A 23,229-nucleotide genomic window follows, 5' to 3' on the forward strand; every position below is an offset into this window, starting at 1 on the left:
TTTGCTGTGATCGTGGTCAACCTGATCGCCACCGTGCTCAAGTTTGGCGACCGTACGCAGATGGGGGCGGTGTTGCTTGCCACAAGTCTGGCGGCGCTGCTGCAGCTGTTTGCAGGGGCGCTGGTCTGGGGGATTGCGGCTCATGTGACTCATGTTGGTTTGACGCCGACGGTAATGGCGAGCATCGTCTCGCTTTCGGGGGGGGCGTTACTGGCAAATGTTGTGTCGGTGGTGCTGTTAGTGATCGAGACGGTAATGCTGCGGCGCTGAGCCCGGGTCTACGCTATGAACAGCATTTTTTTCCTGGTGATGCGGCGCATGCGTGCGCCCTTGCTGGCCCTCATCTTTACCTACTCGGTGGCGGTGTTGGGGCTGGTGCTGATACCTGGCCAGGATGCCGAAGGCAACCTTTGGCATATGGATTTTTTTCATGCCTTCTACTTTGTCAGTTTCATGGCAAGTACTATCGGTTTTGGCGAGATCCCCTACGAATTCACCGATGCGCAACGGCTCTGGGTGACCTTCGCGATATTTTTTACCGTCATCGTCTGGCTCTACTCTATCGGTACCCTGCTCACTCTGTTTCAGGATGCCACTTTCCATCAGGCACTGATTGAACGGCGTTTTGCTCGTCGGATCCGGCAGATGCGGGAGTCGTTCTATCTGGTGTGCGGTTATGGCGAGACCGGTAGTGCGCTGATCAAGGCATTGACCGAACGAAACCAGCAGGCGGTGGCAATTGACATCAGGCAGGAACGGGTCAACCTGCTGGCGCTGGAGAATCTGCGTCAATATGTGCCCGCCTTGTGTGGCGATGCACGTCTGCCGCTACATCTGACAGAAGCGGGACTTGATCATCCGCTCTGTTCCGGGGTGGTGGCGATTACCAACTCCAATGAAGCCAACCTGAAGATCGCTATCACCGCCAAGTTGCTACACCCTGACATTACCGTCATCTGCCGGGCCGACTCTCACGACATTGAGGCCAACATGGCCAGTTTCGGTACTGATTCCATTATCGACCCGTTCGACACTTTTGCCGTCCACTTTGCCACCGCCCTACAGTCCCCCGCTCTCAACCTGTTACAGGAGTGGCTGACTTCGGTGGCTGATGCCCCGCTTGGGGAGCCGATCTATCCGCCGCGGCATGGGCTCTGGGTGGTGTGCGGGTATGGTCGTTTTGGTAGGGCAGTCTTCGATCAGCTGCGCAAAGAGGGCATGGAAGTGGTGGTGATTGAGGCTACTCCCAAGAAGACCGGGGAGCCGCCAAAGCCCTTCGTGATAGGGCGCGGTACCGAGGAAGAGACTCTGAGAGCGGCGGAGATCGAACGCGCAGTCGGTATCGTTGCCGGTACCGATAACGATGCCAACAACCTGTCGATCATCATGACCGCGCGGGCGCTCAATTCTGATTTGTTTGTCATCCTGCGACAGAATCGCAAGGACAACGAAGCCCTGATCAAGGCGGTGAAGGCCGATATGGTGATGCACTCGAGTGCAATCATCGCCAATCGCATCCGGGTGTTGCTCGGTACCCCGTTGCTCTACGAGTTTGTGCAACTGGTGCTCTACGAAGAGGATAGCTGGGCCTGCGAGCTGGTGAGCCGGATTTCGGCGCTGGTCCAGCATCGGGTGCCGGATGTTTGGGAGTTGGCGATCAACCAGGAGCAGGCCTATGCGGTCGAACTGGCGTTGCGTGAACATCAGCGAGTCAATCTGGCAGAGATCATGCGCGATCCGGGCAAACGTGAACAGAGGCTGAGGTGTATTCCCCTATTGCTCATCAGGAATGATCAAAGGATCATGTTGCCTGCCGAATCACAACGGCTCGAGCCGGGGGACCGCCTGCTGTTTTGTGGCTCGGGAGGTGCCCACGACCGGATGGAGTGGACCCTGCAAAATGAACACGCCCTCAGCTATGTGCGTGTTGGTGAAGCGCCGCTCCAGGGGTGGCTGTGGCGCTGGATCCGCAACAGGAGAGAGGTATGAATCCGCTGCTTGAAAGGCTACTACAGGATCATCGCAACCTGACCCGACTGCTCGATCTGCTGGAGCGCAAACTGGATGCTCTGTCGGACGGTCAGGATTCCAATTTCGATCTGGAGATCGAGCTTCTCGACTACATTGAGCACTACGCCGATTCAGTCCACCATCCAACAGAAGACGTGATCTTCAGGGTGGCCCGAGGGAAGGCGGGCAAGTTGCGCAGTGTATTGGACCGTCTGAGCGAACAGCATGGTGAGCTGGTCGCCTTTACCCACCGTTTTCGGGAGACCCTGGAGGGGGTGATCCAGGGTGAGGTGGTGACGCGCGAAGAGTTGGTGATCCGCGGGCGGGAGTATGTGGCGCTACAGCACCAGCATATCGATCTGGAGGAGCGAGTGGCGTTTCCCGGCCTGGAGGCGTGTATGAACGATGAGGATTGGCAGCGGGCTGCTGCCAGGGCGCTGATTCCGGATGATCCACTGTTTGGCTATCGGGACTACAATCGTTTTCGCAGCCTGATCGATTTCCTGTCGGCGAACGATGTCTCCGGTTGATTTGCATGGCCAACTGGCTCAGGCGGGCGGTTGTCAGTCGTGTTGAGTGACGCCGGGAATCTCCTCCGCCATCAACGGCAGTGAGTAGAGATAGCCCTGTACAATCCGGCAGCCAAACTCCTCTAGCAGGGCCTGTTGCTGCTTTGTCTCCACCCCTTCGGCAACCACCTTAAGATCAAGGATGTTGGCCAGGCTGATGATCGCCTGCACGATGGCCGCGCGGTTCTGCTCGGTTTCCATGCCATGGATGAACGAACGGTCGACCTTTAGAGTCTGCACCGGAAAATTACGTAGATGTTCTAGTGAGGAGTAACCGGTGCCAAAGTCGTCGATGGCGAGTTTGACCCCCATGTCGGCGAGCTGGCCGAGCAGTTCGATGGTGTGCTCCATATCCTCCATCAGGCCGCTTTCGGTGATCTCCAGCTCCAAGCTGCTGGCGGGAAGCTGGTACTCTTTAAGGATTGCAGCGATCGTTTCGGCCAGGTTGGGGGAGACGAACTGGCGCGGCGAGATGTTGACTGCCACCCGCTCTATCCTTACCCCCAGTTGCTGCCAGGCCTTCAATTGCCTGCAGGCCTGACGCAACACCCATTCGCCCACCGGGATGACTAGCCCCGTCTCCTCCAGCACATGCAGAAAAAGATCCGGTTTGAGTATCTCGTGTTCGCTGCGCCTCCAGCGCAGCAGTGCCTCAACTGATTTGAGCCTGCCGGTTTTGATGTCGACCTGGGGCTGATAACGCAGTTCGAAGGCCTGGTTCTCCAGGGCGCGTCGCAGGCCGTGTTCAATGTTCATGAACTCGGTGGCGAGGGTGTTCATGTCGTCGGTATAGAACTCGAAACCGTTTGAGCGGCGCTCTTTTGAGCGGTACATGGCGGTGTCGGCATTGCGAATCAGGGTTTCCGCGTCCGACGCATCATCGGGATAAAGGCTGATGCCGATGCTGGTGCCGGAGAAGAGTTCCAAGCCGCCGATGTTGAAGGGCTGCTGAAACAGGGAGGTGATACGTTCTGCTTGGGTGATGAGGTCATCGGTCTGCTCAATTCGGGGGATGATCAGGGTGAACTCGTCGCCGCCGAAGCGGGCGATGGTGTCCTCCTCCCGTTTGTGGCTCTGCAGCCGCGCCGCTACAGCCTCGAGCATCTGATCGCCAATCTCGTGACCGAGGGTATCGTTGATGTTTTTGAAACGGTCCAGGTCGAGAAAGAACAACGCCATGCGGTTCTGCTCACGCCGCGCGCTACGGATTGCCTGTCTCAGACGGTCGATGAAGAGTGCCCGGTTGGGCAGGCCGGTGACCAGGTCGTAGTAGGCGAGATGATGGATCTGCTGCTGCGCCACACGGTATTCGGTCAAGTCCTGCGCCACCAGCACCATGCCTTGGTGACCGGTGTTGGGGTCGAGCATGGAGGCGGAGAGGAGGATAGGAACCTGTTTGCCATCGCTTGCCTGCAGAGTGCATTCGTGGGCGCTGACTTCGTGCGATTCTTCCAGGTATTCTGCCCAGCTGCTGTGTTTGTCGAGACTATAGGGGATGATTTGCCCGATGGATTGGCCGATGGCCTGCTGGCTGGTGTAACCACTGAGTTGGCTAAAGGCCCGGTTGATGCGGGTGATCCTGCCCGCGAGGTCGGTGACCAGCAGCAGATCCCGCATACTGTGGAGGATCTCATCCATATATTCTTTCGAAATGGTGGTGCTCTGCAGATGCTGCCCCATCTTCTCTAAGGTGCGGGCTAGGCTGCCGATCTCGTCGTTACGATCGATGTGGCTGACGGCGCTATAGTCGCGGGACCCGATACGCTGGGCGAGCTTTTCCAGCCGTCCAATTGGCCGGCTCAGCCGATAGGCTATCAGCAGTCCGGCGAGGATGCTGGCGGCACCTAACAGTAGCAGCAGCATCCAGATAGAGTTGAGGTTACGATCGATATGGGTGCGGCTGATCAGCTCGAGACGGCTCTTCGAATCACGCACCACCTTGAGCATCTGGCTCAGGGAGAGATCGATATAGATGCCGCCCAGCAGCTGGTTTTTCTCCAGGCTGATGGGGGCGGCGATACTCAGGCGGTCCGCCTCTAGGTGGGTCAGCGGCGCCTGCGACTGCAGGGCCTGGAAGGCGAGTGGTTCACTCATCAGCTGGCCGAATCGCGGCAGTGTCTCCTCGCCATCGTGGACGATCCGGCCTTTCTCGTCGAATACCAGGGTCCGGATCACATCGGGCTGGCTGTTTGCAGTCTGCAGGAGCTGACCTATGCCCTCCATATCGAGTTCGTAGAGGGGGTTGATCAGGCTCTGCGCGAGGATTCCGGTGAGGGTCAGCCCCTGGTGTTGCAGTTGTTTGATCTGTGCCCGTTTGAGGGTGGAGGCATTGGCCTCCTGATAGTCACCGATTGCGTCATCGAACTGGTAGAGCAGCACGCTCGAGACTGAGAGTACGACACCGATGACCAGTGCCAGAAGTGTCAGCGAATATTTTGATTGAAGCTGAAGCCCTTTCAATGGAGGTTTCCGCGTGCCACGGCTGAATGTTCTCTGACATGATCCAGTATGGCTTGGGTCTCTGCGCTGATTTCGTCGAATTTGGCGGTTTGCTGGTAGGCATTCAGGACAGCCTCGGCGGCGGCATCCCGGTGGGTATTTTTCAATACCTCAATCAGGCGTTGTTTGATCGATGTGTCCAGACCCGGTCGAACCAGTTCAAAGCCCCGTGGCAGGTCTGATGAGCGATGAAAGATACGCAGATCTTTTTTGAAGACAGGGGGGGTGTGGTCAGGCGTGTTCCAGTCGAGGTTGTTGTAGGCACCCACATCTGCCAGGCCTTTGTGCACCCAGGTGGCGATGTTGATCTCACCTTTGGCGAAGGCGTAGCCAACCTTGTCAGGCGCCGGATGTTGGCGCGGGTTGCTGAGCAGTTCAAGTTCCAGGCCGGCCTCTTGCAGTATGCCTGCGGGAATGTAGAAGGCAGTGGTGGAACCCGGATCTTCCAGCGCCAGACGCTTGCCTTTCAGGTCTTCTAGGTTGTGGATATCGCTCTCTTTGCGGGTGATGAAGACGGTATGGTAGCCGGGCACGCCTTTCTTCCATTTGCGCAGGATGATCTCGGCCCCGGCCTGCTGCTCGAAGAGGATTGAGGAGAAGAGGGTCTCGGTGACCCAGTCGACCTTGCCCTGCTGCAGATAGCGAATCATCTGCGCGTTGTTTTTTGCCATTAATACTCGGGTCCGGGTGATGCCCAGATCGCGCATCTTTTTGCCGACATAATCGACCATCGGCTTGAGGCGGGTGAAGTGCTTACGCGGGCTGTCGCTGACTTTGCCGATCACCAGGGTCTGTGCCCTCAGGTTCTCTGCCTCTGCGAGCACAGGGGGGGCGGTGGCGCACAACAGCAGAGCCGCCAGAGCGATCACTCTGGCGGCTCTGATGGGTTTGCCTGATGCACTAAAAGTCATACTGGCCCCGTAGCTGGAATATTTTTGGATTGTTGTTGAGTCCACTTGCATCCGGGTCTGTGTCGACAAGTATATAGTTTGCCATGAAGCGGGTGTTGGGATTGATATACCAGTTGAGTCCAAAAGTGGTGTTGGACTGCCGGCCGCCCTGGATGTCTTGATCATCTAGGTCAAGGTAGCTGTGGCGCAGTGCCAGCTCCCAGGCGCCACGGCCTTCCCCCCAACCGAAGTTGCTGCGTGGTGTGATGCGCTCGAAACGGGCCTGCTTGATGTCGTAGTTGCGGGATTCACCGGTGATGAACCAGCTGCCGGCGATGTAGTAGCCGTGGAAGTTGAGTGGCTCAGCGTAGTCTTCAATATTGATACGGGTACGCAGGTATTCACCCTGCAGCGAGAAGGGACCATAGACGGCGGCGGCCTCTAGGGCGAGGCTGTGGCTGTGGTCGATATGTTTGATCTTGCCGGTATCGAGCAGATAGTTCGTTTTATCGACGATGTGAGACTCTGGGTGAGTGCGGATGCGCCAGCTCGCCTCTGTGTCTGAGTCGCCGCCAAAGTTGCGGTAGTCGGCACTGGCACCGAGATGGATCACCCGGCCCTTCTCTGGCAAGGGCGCCCAGACACCGCGCAGGCTGCCGCCCCAGCCCTCGTCATCCAGCTTGTCATCAGCATCGTTGGGGCCCTCGCCGAAGATACCGCCGGCCAGATACCAGTGAGTGTCGTGGCTCTCCATTCCGACGCCAATATTCTTGCCTGGTGCAAGTTCGTTGATCAGGGAACGCTCCATGAAGGTCTGGTGGGCAGAGGGGGTGGCCTTTTCGAGGCTGAAGGGCTGTTTGAACAGGCCGCCTCGGATCAGCGAACGACCGAGGCTGCGGTAGCCGAGCCAGGCGTCTTTTAGACCAATATCCTCGCCGGCAAAGTCGGCCTCCAGCCCATACTCCCAGGCACCATAGAGGCTGCCTTCCAGGCCGATACGGGCGTAGCGGATCTCCGCGCCATCGCCCAGGTCGCTCTGATCTGAGCTGTAGAAGGCGGCATCGGCGGTGATCTGGGCGGTCAGTTCCAGGCTCGATTCGCCGTCATAGGCCTCGGCCTTGATTGATCCGCCGCGGGTGGAGAGCCGGACTTCCCCGGTCTCGCTCGGCGCTGGCTCTGCCATCATCGGGGGTGAGACGGGGGAGGGGCTGCTACTCGGTGTTGCTGGTGGCTCTTCCGCCTCCATGGCGGCCTTGAGTTGCTGAAACTGGGCCTCAGTGAGGCTGCCGTTCTGTTTCAGCATCTCCATCAGCATTAACATCTGTTTTGGGCCGGATAGAGCCGGGTTGGAGAGGGCGAGCCCGAACGCAAGTAGTAACAGGGGGAGGTGTCGTTTCAATTTTTTCATGCGCAGCAAATCTGCAGGAGGATGTGACAATTTTACAAGGATCAACTGGTGATGAAAGGGAATGGAATTCCTTTTGGTTGCTGAGAATCGCCAATCGGGCATAGGTGATGCCCTGGAGGGAGGGGCGTCCATTCTCGACTACCTCAGCGTTGGCTCAGGACCAACCGGGTGGCGGAGAGGTGGTCGTGCCAGGCGAGTTTGTTGGGATCGACAAGAATCCAGAGAAAACCGAGCCCAAACGTGACTAGCGAAAAGAGGGCAGCCAGGTGGCGTCGCAGTGCATCCCGCCAGGTCGGAGGCAGGCCGTCGGAACGCACCAGACGCAGTCGCCAGGCGCGCATGCCCAGGGTCTGTCCGCCATGGACCCAAAATCCAGTGAAGAAGAGGAGGGGGATGATCTCCCATAAAAACAACTGGAAAAACAGTAGTGCATTGCCCTCAGGCATGCCCAGTGGGAGGGTGATCAGGGTGATCGATAGCATGATCAGGGCAAGCAACAGGAGACTGTCGTAAAACATCGCACCGAGACGCCTGAGAAAGCCGGGAAGGATGGCATTCTCGATATCGATGGGGGCTGGGTCAGTCATAGGCATTTCCGGAGAGGATTTGCGGTTAGTTTATCCGATCACCAAATGAAAGGCCCTAGGGAAATGGTGGAAAGCTGGTAAAAACTCTATTTTCGACCATACTCCACTGGAGGATTAGGGGGGTGGTTCCTAGGGAATTCCCTGTAGATTAAAGGCAATCGTCCGAATTTTTTGCCAGTGCCAGCTGCTTGATAATTCTTCACCAGAAATCTGGCCAGCTGACCCATTGCCACCAGGAGGACGTGAAGTGGAGCATCGTTGCAATCAACGTAAACCCATGTCGATTAACGTGGTATTAAACTATCGGAACCTTGGCCTTGTGACCGGAAGGACAAGGAATTTGAGTTTGGGTGGCATGTTCATCGATATTGGTGTTATCAAATTATCCAGAAACGCTGTGGTGGAACTCTCATTTCCAGTGGCTTGTGGTTCTGGTACACAACAATGCAAAGCCAAGGCTCTTGTGGTGCATCATGGGAGCGATGGTGTCGGTCTGATGTTCTGCGAGATGGATTCGAAGGTCAGGCAGATGTTGCGCATGGTTCTGTTTGGTTATGCGACCGTTTCCCAACGCGCCTACCAGACGTCATATGGCACACAGCAGGCTGACAGTGTGACTCGGGCTATCTCCTGAGCAATCAGCACAAAAGTTTTTGAAGCGCTAAGAGTTTTTTCCCAGGGAATCGGCCTGGAATCTCCGGATGAGGCACTCGGCAGTGCCTCTTTTTTTTGCCTTCGAAAACTACTTCTTCCGTCTTGGTCCTATCTCTCTGCGTGATGTTTTATCTTCGTCCGTCTCAATCTAGTAAATGATTGTACGCTCGCTGGCCAGGATACGCGGTTTCTGGGACTATAAGCGGGGAAAATAAGAATATTGTGAGGGTTCTTTTCCTACTTTGATTGACGGGAATGTTAGCTGGACCAATCGAAACCGATGCCCGATAGAACTCCCCGGTGGTACCGTCCCTGGATTGAACGAGTTCCCCTTCCCTGGATGTCAGTTCTGGTGGGACTGCTGTGCGGTTTGATCGTCTGGTTGGTGCTGGATCCACTGCAGAGCCGGGCGCTGGGTGAAATCTTCCAAAAAGAACTGCAGCAGCAGTTAGAGCAACGCGCCAGAGACAGCCGTCATCGCTTTCAGCAATATCTTGGGCAGTGGCGTCTGACGGCGACGGGATTGGCACAGAATTGGCGTCTTGTCGAGTATGTAAAAAGCCCTGCTTGGGCACAGGAAAGGGAGAAGCCGAAAACCTATCTCAACCGGCTGCCCGCCTGGATGGCGCCTGCTCCTGTCTCCTTGGGCGCCGTCACTCCAAGTCAGATTGTACTTCTTGACCAGGATCTCGAACCGCGGGAGATTTTTCACCGGCAAGATCTGCCATTTCCGCTGGAGCGTGCGGCAAGCCGCTATCCGGGTGGTGATGGGGCACTGCTCACCACCTTGTGGAAGGCCCCCTTTCTGCTGGTTTGGGCGGGGGTGGCGCAACCAGTCGAGAGTAAGGCCGCGATCCTGATGTTGATCATCCCCCTCGATACGATCTTTCTGCTCGACTCCCAGCAGGCGGTGGCCGACGATGAGACCGTGGTGGCACTGCTCGAGGGGGACCAGCAGCGGATTCTCGCCTCTAGTGATCAGACAAAAGTGACAGCCAACATGCTTTTGGAGCAGTTGCGTAGCCGCTATCTGATCACCTCGCAGTCGATTACTGATTTTGCCGACTGGGACCAGAACGTGCAGTTCTCTACCTTCGTTTCAAGGAAGCGGGTGGAGGCGACGGCAGAGCGCATCCTCTCTACCGAGCGTCGGGAACGTTTCCTGGGCGCGCTTGCCTTTGTCGGCGTGTTCTCACTGCTCTTTTTTCTCGTCTCAATGCGCCTGCACCGGCTGTTGAATCGAATCGCGAGTTTCGGGCGACGTGCCTTGGGCATCAATCAACCGGTCAGCGAGAAGGGTAATCAGCTGCTGTTGCTGGAGGCCTGGATCCCCGACTTTTTTGCCCTGGTGAGCGAGGCGGTGGAGCAGGCACGGTTGCGCCATGAACTGCAGATTAGGGAGTCTGAAGCGCTCAAGAGCGCTTTGCTCGACTCCTCCCTCGATTCCATCGTGACGGTGGATTGCAGCGGCATGGTGGTGGAGACCAATGGCACTGCAGAGCGCACCTTCGGCTACACTCGTGAACAGATGCTGGGGGAGTCGCTTGGGGTAAAGCTGTTCCACCCGGATGATCGCCAGCAGTTTGGCAAGCTGTTGCAACGCTACAACCAGTCAGCTGAACTGGTGGCGGCGAGCGCCCCATTGCAGTTGCGGGCCTTCGATGCCCAGGGTGATGAGATGCCGGTGGAGACGGTGGTGATGCCGATCCTGCTTGAGCACACTACCTTGTTCACCGTCTATATTCGCGATATCAGCGCCCGCCGCCGGGCCGAGCGGGAGATCGAAAGCCTTGCCACGTTCGCCAGTGACAACCCGAGCCCGGTGTTGCGGGTGAATCGCCGTGGGGTGATCACTTACGCCAATGCCGCCAGCGCACCCTTGCTCGCCTATTGGAGTCTCGAACCACAACAGACCCTGCCGCTCTACTGGCGCAATCTGGTGCTGGAGACGCTTGAAGAGGGAGGGGTGCGGGAGATAGAGCTGAGTGGCGACGAGCAGATCTTCTCGCTGCTGCTGGCACCGTTTAGCGAGCAGGAGTATGTGCATATCTATGGGCGTGACATCACTCAGGTGCGTAATGCGGAACAACAGAGCCGCCAGCATCAGTCGGAACTGGTGCATGTTTGTCGAGTCAGTACCATGGGTGAGATGGCGACTGGCCTGGCCCATGAACTGAATCAGCCTCTCGCCGCCATCGTCAACTTCGCCAGTGGCTGTGTGCGGCGCCTGCAGGCTGGGATAGGTGGTGAGGCGGAGCTGGTGGATGCAATGGCGCAGATTACAGTTCAGGCCGAGCGTGCCGGAGAGATCATCAAACGTCTGCGCAGCCTGGTCGGTAAGAACGCCAGCGAGCACACTCTAGTCAATCTGAATGACCTGGTGATCGAAGTGGCCTCGTTCATCGAGTACGATGCAGCAAAAAAAGGGGTGGATGTGCGACTAGCGCTGGAGCAGGGAGGCCTGCCGGTACGGGTTGATCTGGTGCAGATAGAACAGGTGCTGCTCAATCTGATGCGTAACGCCATGGATGCGATGCAGCAGACAGAGGCTGATCAGCGCATTCTGGTGCTCTCCACGAGCAGGTTGAATGTGCGGGAGGTCGCTGTGATGATCAGCGACACAGGGCCCGGCATTCCTCCGGAGGTTATGGAGAAGCTCTTCGACCCCTTCTTCTCCACCAAACAGAGCGGTATGGGCATGGGGTTGGCGATCAGCTATAGGATTATCGAGGATCATAATGGCAGCATTCGTGTCACCTCTGAAAAGGGTAAGGGAACCCTCTTTTCCGTGCAGCTGCCGAGCAATCCAGATTTAAAGCTTCCGGGGTTATAAGTATGAGTTCTGAGCCGACAGTATTTGTGGTGGACGATGACCAGGCGATGCGTAACTCATTGAAATGGTTAATCGAGTCGGTGGCGATGAAGGTGGAGACCTTCGCCTCGGCCAATGCCTTCATCGAGAGCTACTATCCAGGACGTTCAGGCTGCCTGCTGCTGGATGTGCGCATGCCGGGGATGAGCGGCCTGGAGCTGCAGGAGTATCTGCAACGTAACAGCATTCCGATCCCGGTAATCATCATCACCGGCCATGGCGATGTACCGATGGCAGTGCGGGCGATGAAGGCCGGTGCCCTCGACTTCATCGAAAAGCCCTTTAACGACGAACTGTTGCTGGAAAGCATCCGCCACGCCATCATCTTTGATGAAAAACAGCGTGATATACAGGCGCAGCGATCCGAGGTGGCGGCCCGTCTGGCGCGTCTCACCCCCCGCGAGCACGAAGTGATGGAGATGGTGACAACCGGCAAGGCGAACAAAGAGATCGCCAACGCTCTAGGTGTCAGCGCCAAGACGGTGGAGGCGCATCGCGCCCGGGTGATGGAGAAGATGGCCGCTCGCTCCCTCGCTGAGCTGGTGCGCATGGCGATGATCGCCAGTTTTTCTGCTGCCAACCCGGCGTAGTGAGGCCGGATTTGCAGCAGGCAGAGGCGAAGGCAAAGTTCCACAGCGAACCCCGGCAACAGCTCGCCTGGGGCTTCTACGATTGGGCCAACTCCGCCTTTGCCACCACTGTGATGGCAGGTTTTTTTCCGATTTTTTTCAAGCAGTACTGGGCCTCCGGCCTGAGCGCCACCGACAGCACCTTTCAGCTCGGCATGGCCAACTCCATTGCCAGTCTGCTGGTGGTCTGTATGGCGCCACTGCTTGGCGCCATCGGCGACCAGGCAGGAGCGAAAAAACGTTTCCTGCTCTTCTTTGCCGTCATGGGTATCATCATGACTGGTGCGCTACAGTTGGTGGCGGCGGGTAACTGGGGCATGGCGCTGCTGCTCTATGGGCTCGGCATCCTTGGTTTTTCTGGTGGCAACATCTTCTACGATTCGCTGCTGGTGGCGGTCTCCGATAACCGGACTACGATCGGGTCTCGGCGCTGGGTTTTGCGTTGGGCTACCTGGGCGGTGGCCTGCTGTTTGCCTTTGATGTGGTGATGACACTCCACCCGGAGTGGTTTGGTCTGGCCGATGCGGCCGAGGCGGTGAAGCTCTCCTTTGTCAGCGTGGCGGTCTGGTGGGCGCTGTTCTCGGTGCCGCTGTTCCTGTTTGTGCCTGAACCGCAGCCCTTGCCGGCCAGCACCAATTCACTGCTGGCTGGCTTCCGCCAGCTGGCAGAGACCGTGCGCAAGCTCCGTCAGCTGCGTATCACCTTTCTCTTCCTGCTCGCCTACTGGTTCTACATTGATGGCGTCGACACCATCGTGCGCATGGCGGTGGACTACGGTCTCTCGGTCGGTTTCGATGCCAACAATCTGATGGTCGCGCTGCTGCTGACCCAGTTTGTTGGCTTTCCAGCGGCGATCCTGTTTGGCCGGATCGGCCAGCGCCATGGTCCTCGCCAGGGCATTCTGATGGCGATTTTTTGCTATCTGTTGATCCTACTTTGGGCCTATCGCATGGATGAGGTGTGGGAGTTCTACGCTCTGGCGGTGGCGATCGGTTTGGTGCAGGGTGGTATCCAGGCGCTCTCACGCTCGCTGTTCGCCCGCTTGATCCCGCCCGGCCAGTCCGGTGAGTTCTTCGGCTTCTTCAACATGCTGGGCAAATTTGCCGCGGTACTAGGGCCACTGCTGATGGGTTGGGTCGGCGTGCTCACGGGTGACCCCCGTCTCGCCATCCTCTCGGTCTCTCTGCTCTTCATCATCGGCGCGCTGCTGCTCAGTAGGGTGGATATCAAAGCCGGAGAGACTGCCGCCCGCAATCTATAACTGCGACCAGAGCCAAAAGGAGTGATCTGCCTGCTATGGTCTTACTCTTCGATTGAAAACTCGATTCGTTCACGCAACTTTTCGAGGGCTTTATGCGCGCAGGCGGCATCTTTTTCGCCACCAGGGGCGCCACTGACACCGATTGCCCCCAGGTTGTATCCACTGGCGGTGATTTTGACGCCGCCCTCCATCACGATCAGCCCCTCGATGTGATTCAGCTCCTGCTGGATGTCACGGCGGGACTCTCTGAAGGGGCCGCTATCAACCCATGCCATAACGCTCAGGTTGGCCTTTCGTTCAGCAATTTCCAAGGTGAATCGTGAAGCAAGGTCATCGCGCAGTGCAGCGCGGATTAAACCAAATCGATCCACAACTACGGCGCTGACATGATAGCCATCAGCCCGGCAGGCCATGATCGCCTGATTCGCCAAATCACGGGCCAACTCCATGCCGATGCTTCGATTGGAGATGATATCAGCAGCCTGTCCGGATTGACTGAGTAGCAGCATCATAAAGAACGCATGGAGTTTCATGGCGCTATCCTCCATTGGAAATCTGATGGATCGACATGACCACCCGTGGGTCGCCAGGTAGATCACCTGTGGCCTGCTGATCCTAACATTTCCAAGATAGCGATACGCTTGGTTTGCCACTGAATCCAAGGGGCAATCGGGCCGACTTCGGGGCTAAAATCGGCGTAAAATAAGCTCTTTTAACAGTCACCTTTGCAACCATGCCGCAGGATCTCTCAACCGACCGCCTCTATGCCAAGCCTCAGCAGGGCAGCGGCGACTTTGTCTTCGACCGCCAGGTAGCACAAGTCTTTCCCGATATGATCAAGCGCTCGGTGCCGGGCTACGGGACCATTATCAACATGATCGGCACCCTGGCGGTGAGCGCGTCAGTGAGGGCAGTCGCTGTTACGATCTGGGCTGTTCGCTGGCGGCGGCGGCGTTGGCGATGCGTTCTGGGACGGCTGGACGTGATTGCCAGGTCATTGCGGTGGACAACTCTGTTGCGATGCTGGAGCGGGCGCAAGAGCTGCTTTCGGCTAGCGAAGAGGGGCGAGACATCGAGCTGGTCTGCGCCGATCTGCGTGATATCGAGGTGCGTGACGCATCGATGGTGGTGCTCAACTTCACCCTGCAGTTTCTTCCTTTGGATGTTCGCGAGGGGCTGCTGCGTTCGATCTGGCAGGGGATGCGGCCGGGTGGTGTGCTGGTGCTGTCAGAGAAGATCGCCCTGGAAGATCCACAGAGCCAGGCGCTGTTTGTCGAGATGCACCACGGCTTCAAGCGTGCTCAGGGCTACTCCGAGCTGGAGATCAGCCAGAAACGCAGTGCGCTGGAGAATGTGCTGATTCCCGAGACGCTGGCGACCCATCGGAAGCGTCTGCAGCAGGTCGGTTTCGAGCGGGTCGAGGTCTGGTTCCAGTGCTTCAACTTCATCTCCCTGCTGGCGGTCAAATGAGGCACGATTGGGCCTGGATCGAACCGCTGCTGGAGACCCCGCTGGGGCGCTGGCTGGCACAATTGCCCGAGCAGGTGGAGGCGGTCTGGCGGGAGCGCTCCCACGGCGATATGGGCCGCTGGCAGCAGGCCATCGCAGAACTGCCCGATCTGAAGCTATCAGGCTGCGAGCTGGATCGAGCCGCAGTGACGGCGGGCCGACCAGAGGATTGCGACGCGGCCAGTCGGGCGCAGATCGAGCCGCTGTTGCAGCAGCTCCACCCCTGGCGCAAGGGGCCATTCGAGATCTGCGGTCTGCCGATCAACACCGAGTGGCGCTCCGACTGGAAGTGGGATCGGCTCAAGGATCAGATCGAACCGCTGGCCGGGCGACTGGTGCTCGATGTGGGCTGCGGCAACGGCTACCACTGCTGGCGCATGGCTGGGGCGGGCGCACGTCAGGTGATCGGCATCGACCCGACCCAGCTGTTCGTGATGCAGTTCGAGGCGATGCGCCACTTCCTCGGCCGCAGCTATCCGGTCGAGGTTCTGCCCCTGGGAATTGAGGATCTGCCGGCCAATCTGCAGGGGTTTGATACGGTCTTTTCGATGGGGGTGCTCTACCATCGGCGCTCACCGTTCGAACATCTCTCCGAGTTGAAGGGGGCCCTGCGAAAGGACGGCCAGTTGGTGCTGGAGACCCTGGTGATCGAGGGTGGGGCAGGAGAGGTGCTGGTGCCGGAGGGGCGTTACGCGAAGATGCGCAACGTCTGGTTCATCCCTTCGCCTGCGACCCTAGAGAGCTGGTTGCGGCGCGTCGGCTTCAGGCAGATCCGCACCCTGGATGTGAGCCCGACCACCACCGAGGAACAGCGCGCTACCGGCTGGATGCGCTTTGAGTCGTTGGCGGATTATCTCGACCCGGCAGATTCAACACGGACCGTCGAGGGGCTGCCAGCGCCGAGACGTGCGGTAATTCTCGCTCTCGCCTAGTCGGATAGTGTCATAATCGCCCATTCTGTGTGCTGTGAGTCACATGCATTCATGCCGATAAAAAAGGAAGATAATGACTACTCGACTGCTGATCACCCTCGATTACGAACTCTTCTTTGGTCAGAGAGTGGGCAGTGTTGAGCACTGCATGATCCAGCCCATCAATAAGCTGATCCAGATACTGGATCAGCACGGCGCCCGTCTCACTCTGTTCGTCGATGCGGGCTATCTCGATCGCCTGCAGCTGTTCTCTGGTGAGTGCCCGGAGCTGCAGCGTGACTACCAGCAGGTCACTGAGCAACTGCGCAGTCTGGTCGAGGCGGGTCACGAGGTGCAGCTGCACATCCATCCTCACTGGGAGGATACCGAGTATCGGGATGGTAATTGGCAGATCGATACCAGTCGCTATCGGCTGCATGACTTCGACCGGGAACAGGCCCACGAGTTGGTGGGGCGCTACAAACAACGGCTGGTAGAGATCGTTGGTGATCGCATCTTTGCTTATCGGGCCGGCGGCTGGTGCATCCAGCCGTTTGCGCCGCTGGCCGACGCGCTGCACCAGCATGGAATCTGGCTCGACAGCACGGTTTACGATGCGGGCTATTCGCCGGATGAGATCCGCGGTTTCGATTTCCGTCAGGCGCCGCAGAAGGAGCAGTGGCGCTTTGATGAAGATCCGGTGGTGGAGGATCCACAGGGCCGGTTCGTTGAGATCCCGATCACCGCCTGCCGGGTGCTGCCGAGCTTCTATTGGAAGATGGTCTATATCAAAAAGTTCGCCAAAGGTGGTGAGTTCAAGAGCTTTGGCGATGGTCAGTCGATGGTCTACAACGCAGCCCACTACTGGAAGCTGCTGAGTCGTAGCAGCAACACCGTAACCTCCATCGACGGCGCCAAAGCGGGCCTGCTGGAGCGGGCCTACCGNCGCCTGAAGGCATCGGGCGCTGCCGACATCTTCAATGTGATGGGACACCCCAAGGCGCTGACCCCCTACTCACTGAAAAAGCTCGATGCCTTTCTCGCGGCCCATCCTGAGCTTGAGGGTTCGACCTTTCAGGATTTCATCCATCTCAAACCCTAAGCGGCCCTGCTCCACATCCCTTCCGACGGGGAGGCTTGGGGCGGTAGTGGGGGAGTTAGAATGGCATGAATTTGCCCATGCTGCCCATGACGGGGGAGATAGTATGGGACATGGCGCCGACATCACGGGTCATGACACCGACGCTGCGGTTGAGGTGGGTCATATTGCCGTTCATGCCCTTGACCTCTTTTTTGATGTCGCCCATCTCACTATTCATGTTGCCCATCTTCTCATCGACGCTACCGATGTTGCCGTTCATGTCGGCCATGTGGTTGTTCATCGTCACCACATTACTCGACATCACACGGGTATCGCCGCTGATGCTGGAGATATAGCCGCGCATGTGTGCATGTCGTCTGACATGCTGGTCATGGAAGTCTCCATCACGTGCACCACGTAGAAGAGATAGACCATGCAGGCTGTTGCGATGATAGTGCCGGGTACCGAAAGAAACTTGATGCGGCGGATCTTGTACTCCTGCTCCTGCTCGATCGCCTTGAGCTTTTCCTCCAGCAGGCGCTCCCGTTCCTTGGATTCCGCATGCACCTCATTGAAGGCGTCGGTGAGACGGGCGGTGAACTCATGGATGATCTTCTCCTGCGCCTTGCCGCTGTCGCGGTTCTCCTTGTGCATGCGGTCGAAGATGGAGTGGAGCAGACCGGGCAGCAGTCGGCTCTCGCTGCTCTTTTCATTGTTGCTGTCAGCTGCCTCTCTGCTGTCGGAAACGCCTTCTGCCTCGGCAGTCGTCGATTCCTTTGTTTTCTTTGTCATTTCGTTCCCCGATCTCGATGAAAAAGTGTAAGAAAATCCGACATTAAAGTATATACCATTAGAGTATCGAAAAATACTTAAATGATTGTGGAATCGGATTCACAGAAGCAGGGGGTGCTGCAGCGTAAGGGCAAAATTCTGGACGGAGATCCGGTTTTTACTCGGCCAATCTGGTCTTTTTATACCAACTCCCAGGCAACCCTGTAGTGGGATCGAGCGGGAGCAGTCATTAAATCAAGGAGATATTTTTATGCGTATTCAAGCTTTTTCGCGTCATATTTCAGCTTTTGGTCTGCTGACAGCTTGCCTTAGTGGCAGTGTCTATGCCGACTACACCTACAATTGCCAGAATCAGGGGCTGGAGCGGCGTGTGGAAGTGCACTACTTGGAGGAGAAGGGGTATCCGCCCTGTGAGGTACGCTACTATAAAGACAGCGAGGTGCCGGGCGAGATGCAGGTGCTCTGGAGTGCCCAGGCCGAAGGCGGCTATTGCGAGGTGAAGGCCGAGGCCTTCAGTCAGAAGCTCGAAGGCTGGGGTTGGAGCTGCAGCGATAGCGGCGATATCTAAGCGCTGATGGCACTGAACGGCCGGGGGACTCCCCCGGCCGTTTTCTTTTTAGAGCGGATAGAGCTCCTTGATTAGCGCCCTCATTCTTCGCCTCTACCTGGGCGTATAGGTTGTTCAGCGCCGCCTGCAGCGCCTCCTCGATCACCGGGTNGATAGAAGGGCATGCGGATCAGATCCCCCACAGTGAGTCCTTGGGTGATGGCCCAGTTGAGCAGGTGCGCCAGGTTTTCGCCACGTACCGAGATCATCTCGCTACCCAGCATCTTCCCGCTTGCCTTGTCGGCATAGACCCGGATCACTCCCCGATTCTGCCCCATGATCATGGCGCGGCCCACCGGCGCCAGCTTGACCTCGCCGATGGCGGTAGTCGCCAGATCCAGCTCGTCGTAACGGGCGCCCGCCAGACAGATGTTGGGGGCACAGAAGTTGATCGCCAGCGGCAGCTTGCGCTTGAAGCCCTGCACCGAATCGCTGGCGGCGTTAAAGCCGGCAATCTTGCCCTCGTCTCCCGCCTCGTGGAGGATTGGCCGCTCACCGTTGAGGTCGCCAGCGATGAAGATGTGGGAGTCGCCGCACTGCATGGTGTTGCGGTTGAACAGCGGGATGCCGCGCTCGTCCAATTCCAGGCCGCTGTTCTCCAGCGCCAGCCCCTGCAGGTTGGGGGTACGGCCGATGGCGCAGAGCACTTTGTCGACGACGACTGCATTGTCGCCGGCGCTGACCCGCAGCTTGTCCCCCTCCTCGCTGATCTCCACAGGTTGGCCCAGGTGGATGTCGAAGCTGCGCTGCATGATCTCCAGGGCCGTCTTCACCACCTCGGGATCGGTGGCGCCGCCGATGCTCTCAGCCGCGTCGAAGCCGGTCACTTTCACATCCAGACGCGCCAGCGACTGGCCCAGCTCCAGGCCGATCACGCCGAGTCCGACCACCGCTAGCGATTCCGGCAGGTCCTCCTGCTCGAAGAAGCTGTCAGTGGTGATCACCTTATCGCCGAAGGCCTGCCAGGCCTCGGGTACCACCGGGCGCGAACCGGTGGCGATGACGATCTTGTCGGCTACCACCCGGTCGCCATTGTCCAGTTCCAGGGTGTGGGGATCGACGAATCGGGCATAGGCCTCGATGAACCGCTCGCCCATGTTGTCGGTGCTGTTGGAGAGCACCCGGTCGACAAAGGTGTCGCGCATGTCTTGCACATGCTCCATCGCCTCCGGCAGGTCGATCTTCAACTCCTCGTGGCCGTCCACTCCGTAGCGCCCCAGATGGGTGCGGCGGTGGTAGTCCTCTGCCACCTGGATCAGCGCCTTGGACGGCATGCAGCCGACCCGAGCGCAGGTGGTGCCTGGTTCGCCACCGTTGATCAGGACGAAACTTTTGCCGGCGGGGCCGACCTTGCTGGTTGCGTTGAGACCGGCGGTACCGGACCCGATGATGGCGACATCGACTCTCTTCTCTGCCACTGGGAGACTCCTGAAAAGCTGTGAAAGCGGGAGAGTTTAATGGTTGTAGAGGGGGATTACAGCCTGTCTGCGGGTGCGGTTTCCCGGCAGGGGCCGGAAACGATAACCGTTGATCAGCTCTGGCTCAATTTTTTCGGATGGAGCAGTGGTGGCTGCAGGGCTATTTGCCCAGACCGGCATGACGGGCTGCGGAGGCGGTGGCAGCAGGGGTGGTGGGGGGATGTGCAGCCGCTCAAATCTGGATGCCCGGTTGTTGCCAGCGGCCTTGAAGGCGAGACAGAAAAAGGCGTGAGCTTGCAAGGATAGGCTCAGAAGGGCGAGCAGAAGCAGGGTTCTCATGCAGATTATTCTGGTCCGCAATCTGGGATTTCTCAAGAACAGGCCTCTTTCGCTGGTACGCAAGTGGTTAGTTGCGGTAGTGTCTGTGCTCTCCCTGCGGAGACGGAAGAATCTAAAAAACCTATGGAGACCCCCATGAAACTCGTTGCATCGTTGCTGTTCCTGCCAGTTGTGGCCCTGGCTGCGCCGTCGGACCACCAGGCCCAGATGGATCAGATCTTCAAGATGGCAAAGTCACGTATGTTGCCAATGCTGGAGCAGTCGGTGCCCGCCATGGAGCGTACCCGCAACTGTCTGCAGGCGGCAGAGAGCAAGGATGATTTCATTGAGTGCACCACCATCATGCGTGACCTGCAGCAGAAGATGATGCAGAACCTCGCGCCGCAGGGTGCCCCGCATCAAAAGCGGCCGCCGAAAGAGGAGTTTGACGCCTCCAAGATCGAATGGAATGCTGAGACCAAGGCACAGATGCTGACGGACATCACACAGTCGGTCGAACAGGGCAAGGCCACCAAAGGCTGCCTTGAGAGAAGCAATAGCGCCTCCGAGATGGAGAGCTGCATGGAAAAGACGGGCCTCTCCCGTGATCAGAACTAACGCATCGCGTTGACCCCCCACTCATACTGATGGTCGTCGACCTCTTCAACGCCCCTCAACGCCTCCTTTAGCGGGGGCTGCGCGTAGCGGCGCAGGTGTTTGATCACCCCTGCGTCGCTGTCGCCAAAATCCGCCTCAAACCAGTCATAGATGCTGGAGACGACCAGCTTGCCATCGACCACCTCGGCGCCCCGCGGGTGGTTGATAAAGGCCAGCGCGGCCGCATCGAGCAGGCGTTTACTGTTCTCCCTGGTAAACGCTACTGGCTGTAGGTTGGGGCAGCCCAGCGAGGCGCAGTTGAGCGCATAGTGGAGCCGTGGATCGCGCCAGATCGGGCGCAGGATGCGGTGCTCAATGTCGTCCAGTGAGACCTCCTGCCCCTCAATCTTGAGCAACTTCTTACCCCAAGGGCCGTTGCTAAAAAGACCGGGAGAGATGTCGATATTGAGAATGCTCTCCACCGGATAGTGCTCCAGCACCACCGTCACCGTGGTGGCGTTGTAGAGATTGATCCAGTAGGCGCGCTGCGCAGCCCGGCTCAGTTTGGACACCGTGACCTGCTGCAAGCCCTGCAGATAGCCCTTGAGCTGTGCCCGGTCTGCTGCTGTCACCGCCCGGTAATCGAAGCGGTTGATCCCCCCCTCATTGATCTGCAGATAACGTCCCAGCAGCTCATCCCAGGGCTGGTGGTCCAGCGCCTGCTGATTCGACTCATCATGCGCCTGCCAGACTGGCCAAAGCTCCGCGCTGGGCGCGGCAAAGACACTGCCCGTCAGCAACAGAAGGGCAAAAATCAGACTCCGCAGGATCATGCTGTCGTTCCTCAGTTAGCGGGATGGCTCCAGGATACTACGCAAACGGCAAGCCCCTGGATTCATGTGTGGGAGTGCCGATGGCGGCGCGAACAACGAACTTGAGTCGGACATCCCCGCCTAAAGCTGGGCCTACAAGGTGGTGTATCCCGGTGTCGAGTCAATCGTTCGCGCTGCCAGCGGCGCTCCTGTATCTTGGATGATTCTGAACCCACGCCCATCACCATCGTCCTGTTTTCCATGCGTAGATATCCTCTCTGGCCTCTTTTACTATCGCTGTTGCTGATCGCCGTCTCTCCGGCGGCCGGTGCTGATCAGCCAGGGCGGGCCCACGCAGCAGATGCCGACTACCTGCTGGCCCTGAGCTGGCAGCCGGCTTTTTGTGAGACGCATCGAAATAAACAGGAGTGTCGCAGCCAACAGGTTGGCCGCTATGACGCCTCCCATCTCTCTCTGCACGGACTCTGGCCGCAGCCTAAGAGCAAGGTCTACTGTGGTGTCAGCAAAAAACTGCGTAAGCGTGACAAGCGGGGGCGTTGGCAGGGGTTGCCGAGGCTGCAGCTCAGCACGGCGACCCGCGAAACACTTGAACGGGTGATGCCGGGGAGCGCCTCCTTTCTGCATCGTCATGAGTGGATTAAACATGGCAGCTGCTACGGCACGGCGGAACGCTATTTCAAGGATTCCATGGCGCTGCTGAAGGCGATCAACCGATCCCTGGTCGGGCGGCTGTTTCGTGAAAAGATTGGTGATCGGCTCTCGTTGGATCAGTTGCGGCAGGCGTTTGACCGGGCGTTTGGGGCGGGCAGCGGCAGGCGGGTGGTGATGAAGTGCCGCAAGGGGATGATCACTGAGCTGAGGATCGCGCTGCGGGGGGATCCTTCGGCAGGATCTCTGGCTGAGCTGATCCAGGCTGCGCCAGTTTCCAACGGCAAAAGCTGTCGCAAGGGCAGGGTGGATGCGGCGGGGTTCTCCTCTGGTGCCGGCATGGACGCAGCGCATCGTCGTTAAAGGCCTACAGGCTGAGGTCTGGCCACTTTCCAGTCACACGGCTGTGTGAGAGAATTCGGCTCTTTTCAAGAGCCAGACAGACTGCCCGCGTGGTCAACGTGGTGCGTGTCCCCAGATAGCCGCCCATGACACAAGATTTCAGCGCTGATCGTGATGCCCGGCTATTGCTGCTTTGGCTGCTGACTCTGCTGGTCGGCTTTTTTCTCAACCTGCATGCGGTGCCGCTGTTCGATCTCGACGAGGGGGCCTTCAGCGAGGCGACCCGCGAGATGTTCGAGCGGGGGGATTTCCTCTCCACCTACCTCAACGGGGTGCCACGCTACGACAAGCCGATCCTGATCTACTGGCTGCAGGCGGCCAGTGTCTCCCTGTTCGGCCTGAATGAGTTTGCCTTTCGTCTCCCCTCGGCGCTGGCTGCCAGCCTCTGGTCGTTGGCGCTGGTGCTGTTTGGCCGTCGCTATTTCGGTCAAGGCGCAGGTCTTGCTGCCGGCATTCTGCTGGCTGGCTCCATCGGCGTTACGCTGATTGGCAAGGCGGCCACTGCCGATGCGCTGCTCAACCTCTGTCTGACCCTCTCGATGCTCAATCTCTACCGATTTTTTGAGAGCGAACAGCATCGCTATCTGCGTCTTGCTGCGCTTGCTGCAGGGTTGGGGTTTCTTGCCAAGGGACCGGTCTCGCTATTGATCCCCGGTGCGGTGGCGCTGCTATTCAGCCTGTCGAGCGGCCGGCTGCGTCAGCTCGGTGCGATGCTGATCGACTGGCGTGCCTGG

The 23,229-nt window shown here is 58.3% G+C and carries 23 protein-coding genes and 1 pseudogene; 14 read left to right on the forward strand and 10 right to left on the reverse strand.

Features of this window, described 5'->3' with window-relative positions; translation table 11 throughout:
• The 3 genes from RIFP1SYM_RS09965 to RIFP1SYM_RS09975 all read left to right on the forward strand — a co-directional run.
• Nucleotides 1–270: DUF6394 family protein (locus RIFP1SYM_RS09965; RefSeq protein WP_039960241.1), on the forward strand; the 270-nt coding region annotated here is incomplete at its 5' end.
• A 15-nt stretch (nt 271–285) separates the two neighbouring features.
• Nucleotides 286–1,989 carry a potassium channel family protein gene (locus RIFP1SYM_RS09970; protein ID WP_005963707.1) on the forward strand — a complete coding sequence of 568 codons (1,704 nt, stop codon included), beginning with the start codon at nt 286–288 and terminating at the stop codon, nt 1,987–1,989.
• Entirely contained in the window at nt 1,986–2,540 is a 555-nt protein-coding gene (locus tag RIFP1SYM_RS09975) for a hemerythrin domain-containing protein (protein WP_006473696.1), read from the forward strand. The genes RIFP1SYM_RS09970 and RIFP1SYM_RS09975 overlap by 4 nt, the downstream gene beginning before the upstream one ends.
• 33 nt (nt 2,541–2,573) lie before the next feature.
• On the opposite strand, the gene RIFP1SYM_RS09980 is transcribed toward RIFP1SYM_RS09975, so the two are convergent.
• The 4 genes from RIFP1SYM_RS09980 to RIFP1SYM_RS09995 form a co-directional block, all read right to left on the reverse strand.
• Nucleotides 2,574–5,039 carry a putative bifunctional diguanylate cyclase/phosphodiesterase gene (locus tag RIFP1SYM_RS09980; protein ID WP_005963711.1) on the reverse strand — a complete coding sequence of 822 codons (2,466 nt, stop codon included), beginning with the start codon at nt 5,037–5,039 and terminating at the stop codon, nt 2,574–2,576.
• Complete coding sequence (locus RIFP1SYM_RS09985) at nt 5,036–5,989, reverse strand: phosphate/phosphite/phosphonate ABC transporter substrate-binding protein (protein WP_240992078.1); 954 nt, start codon at nt 5,987–5,989, stop codon at nt 5,036–5,038. The genes RIFP1SYM_RS09980 and RIFP1SYM_RS09985 overlap by 4 nt, the downstream gene beginning before the upstream one ends.
• Nucleotides 5,979–7,376 (reverse strand): OprO/OprP family phosphate-selective porin, encoded by a 1,398-nt coding sequence (locus tag RIFP1SYM_RS09990; RefSeq protein ID WP_139042111.1) that lies wholly within the window; start codon nt 7,374–7,376, stop codon nt 5,979–5,981. The genes RIFP1SYM_RS09985 and RIFP1SYM_RS09990 overlap by 11 nt, the downstream gene beginning before the upstream one ends.
• 143 nt (nt 7,377–7,519) lie before the next feature.
• A complete protein-coding gene (locus RIFP1SYM_RS09995; RefSeq protein WP_006473700.1) occupies nt 7,520–7,963 on the reverse strand; it encodes an RDD family protein in 444 nt (147 codons plus the stop codon).
• Between the two features lie 247 nt (nt 7,964–8,210).
• Here RIFP1SYM_RS09995 and RIFP1SYM_RS10000 point away from each other — a divergent pair, with 247 nt between their 5' ends.
• From RIFP1SYM_RS10000 to RIFP1SYM_RS10015, 5 genes are all read left to right on the forward strand, one after another.
• Nucleotides 8,211–8,597 carry a PilZ domain-containing protein gene (locus RIFP1SYM_RS10000; protein ID WP_138921702.1) on the forward strand — a complete coding sequence of 129 codons (387 nt, stop codon included), beginning with the start codon at nt 8,211–8,213 and terminating at the stop codon, nt 8,595–8,597.
• Between the two features lie 372 nt (nt 8,598–8,969).
• Nucleotides 8,970–11,450: a PAS domain-containing sensor histidine kinase gene (locus RIFP1SYM_RS10005; RefSeq protein ID WP_006473702.1), complete on the forward strand. Its 2,481-nt coding sequence runs from the start codon at nt 8,970–8,972 to the stop codon at nt 11,448–11,450.
• Nucleotides 11,451–11,452: 2 nt separating this feature from the next.
• Nucleotides 11,453–12,079 (forward strand): response regulator transcription factor, encoded by a 627-nt coding sequence (locus tag RIFP1SYM_RS10010; protein WP_005963726.1) that lies wholly within the window; start codon nt 11,453–11,455, stop codon nt 12,077–12,079.
• Nucleotides 12,079–12,606, forward strand: a complete 528-nt coding sequence (locus RIFP1SYM_RS18765; RefSeq protein WP_005963729.1) for an MFS transporter — start codon at nt 12,079–12,081, stop codon at nt 12,604–12,606. Before RIFP1SYM_RS10010 ends, RIFP1SYM_RS18765 begins: the two co-directional genes overlap by 1 nt.
• Nucleotides 12,561–13,379 (forward strand): MFS transporter, encoded by an 819-nt coding sequence (locus RIFP1SYM_RS10015; RefSeq protein WP_005963732.1) that lies wholly within the window; start codon nt 12,561–12,563, stop codon nt 13,377–13,379. The genes RIFP1SYM_RS18765 and RIFP1SYM_RS10015 overlap by 46 nt, the downstream gene beginning before the upstream one ends.
• Before the next feature lie 41 nt (nt 13,380–13,420).
• Here RIFP1SYM_RS10015 and RIFP1SYM_RS10020 read toward each other — a convergent pair whose 3' ends face one another.
• The gene (locus tag RIFP1SYM_RS10020; protein WP_240992079.1) at nt 13,421–13,978 is read right to left on the reverse strand and encodes a GlcG/HbpS family heme-binding protein; all 558 of its coding nucleotides are present in this window, start codon (nt 13,976–13,978) and stop codon (nt 13,421–13,423) included.
• A 134-nt stretch (nt 13,979–14,112) separates the two neighbouring features.
• Between RIFP1SYM_RS10020 and cmoA the strand changes: the two are divergent.
• Both cmoA and cmoB read left to right on the forward strand, forming a co-directional pair.
• A pseudogene (cmoA, locus tag RIFP1SYM_RS10025) lies at nt 14,113–14,849 on the forward strand (carboxy-S-adenosyl-L-methionine synthase CmoA).
• Nucleotides 14,846–15,820: a tRNA 5-methoxyuridine(34)/uridine 5-oxyacetic acid(34) synthase CmoB gene (gene cmoB / locus RIFP1SYM_RS10030; RefSeq protein WP_006473707.1), complete on the forward strand. Its 975-nt coding sequence runs from the start codon at nt 14,846–14,848 to the stop codon at nt 15,818–15,820. The pseudogene cmoA and the gene cmoB overlap by 4 nt, the downstream one beginning before the upstream one ends.
• A gap of 1,136 nt (nt 15,821–16,956) precedes the next feature.
• Here the strand turns inward: cmoB and RIFP1SYM_RS10040 are convergent.
• Together RIFP1SYM_RS10040 and RIFP1SYM_RS10045 are read right to left on the reverse strand one after the other, a co-directional pair.
• On the reverse strand, nt 16,957–17,244 hold the full coding sequence (locus RIFP1SYM_RS10040; protein ID WP_039960248.1) for a hypothetical protein: 288 nt from the start codon (nt 17,242–17,244) through the stop codon (nt 16,957–16,959).
• Entirely contained in the window at nt 17,202–17,672 is a 471-nt protein-coding gene (locus RIFP1SYM_RS10045; RefSeq protein ID WP_005963750.1) for a DUF4239 domain-containing protein, read from the reverse strand. Before RIFP1SYM_RS10045 ends, RIFP1SYM_RS10040 begins: the two co-directional genes overlap by 43 nt.
• Nucleotides 17,673–17,922: 250 nt before the next feature.
• Here RIFP1SYM_RS10045 and RIFP1SYM_RS10050 point away from each other — a divergent pair, with 250 nt between their 5' ends.
• Nucleotides 17,923–18,240: a hypothetical protein gene (locus tag RIFP1SYM_RS10050; RefSeq protein ID WP_006473710.1), complete on the forward strand. Its 318-nt coding sequence runs from the start codon at nt 17,923–17,925 to the stop codon at nt 18,238–18,240.
• A gap of 80 nt (nt 18,241–18,320) precedes the next feature.
• Here RIFP1SYM_RS10050 and RIFP1SYM_RS10055 read toward each other — a convergent pair whose 3' ends face one another.
• Together RIFP1SYM_RS10055 and RIFP1SYM_RS10060 are read right to left on the reverse strand one after the other, a co-directional pair.
• Nucleotides 18,321–19,697 (reverse strand): dihydrolipoyl dehydrogenase, encoded by a 1,377-nt coding sequence (locus RIFP1SYM_RS10055; protein WP_005963754.1) that lies wholly within the window; start codon nt 19,695–19,697, stop codon nt 18,321–18,323.
• Between the two features lie 36 nt (nt 19,698–19,733).
• Entirely contained in the window at nt 19,734–20,036 is a 303-nt protein-coding gene (locus tag RIFP1SYM_RS10060; protein ID WP_039960249.1) for a hypothetical protein, read from the reverse strand.
• Between the two features lie 135 nt (nt 20,037–20,171).
• Between RIFP1SYM_RS10060 and RIFP1SYM_RS10065 the strand changes: the two genes are divergently transcribed.
• Nucleotides 20,172–20,633: a hypothetical protein gene (locus tag RIFP1SYM_RS10065; RefSeq protein ID WP_006473713.1), complete on the forward strand. Its 462-nt coding sequence runs from the start codon at nt 20,172–20,174 to the stop codon at nt 20,631–20,633.
• Here the strand turns inward: RIFP1SYM_RS10065 and RIFP1SYM_RS10070 are convergent.
• Nucleotides 20,630–21,445: a DUF547 domain-containing protein gene (locus RIFP1SYM_RS10070; protein ID WP_005963757.1), complete on the reverse strand. Its 816-nt coding sequence runs from the start codon at nt 21,443–21,445 to the stop codon at nt 20,630–20,632. The genes RIFP1SYM_RS10065 and RIFP1SYM_RS10070 overlap by 4 nt on opposite strands.
• Nucleotides 21,446–21,640: 195 nt before the next feature.
• Here RIFP1SYM_RS10070 and RIFP1SYM_RS10075 point away from each other — a divergent pair, with 195 nt between their 5' ends.
• Together RIFP1SYM_RS10075 and RIFP1SYM_RS10080 are read left to right on the forward strand one after the other, a co-directional pair.
• On the forward strand, nt 21,641–22,456 hold the full coding sequence (locus tag RIFP1SYM_RS10075) for a ribonuclease T2 family protein (protein ID WP_005963760.1): 816 nt from the start codon (nt 21,641–21,643) through the stop codon (nt 22,454–22,456).
• Between the two features lie 125 nt (nt 22,457–22,581).
• Nucleotides 22,582–23,229 (forward strand): ArnT family glycosyltransferase (locus RIFP1SYM_RS10080; RefSeq protein WP_139042112.1); only part of this gene is annotated, 648 nt, incomplete at its 3' end.

The sequence above is a fragment of the endosymbiont of Riftia pachyptila (vent Ph05) genome (assembly GCF_000224455.1).
Taxonomy (GTDB): Bacteria; Pseudomonadota; Gammaproteobacteria; order Chromatiales; family Chromatiaceae; genus Endoriftia; species Endoriftia persephonae.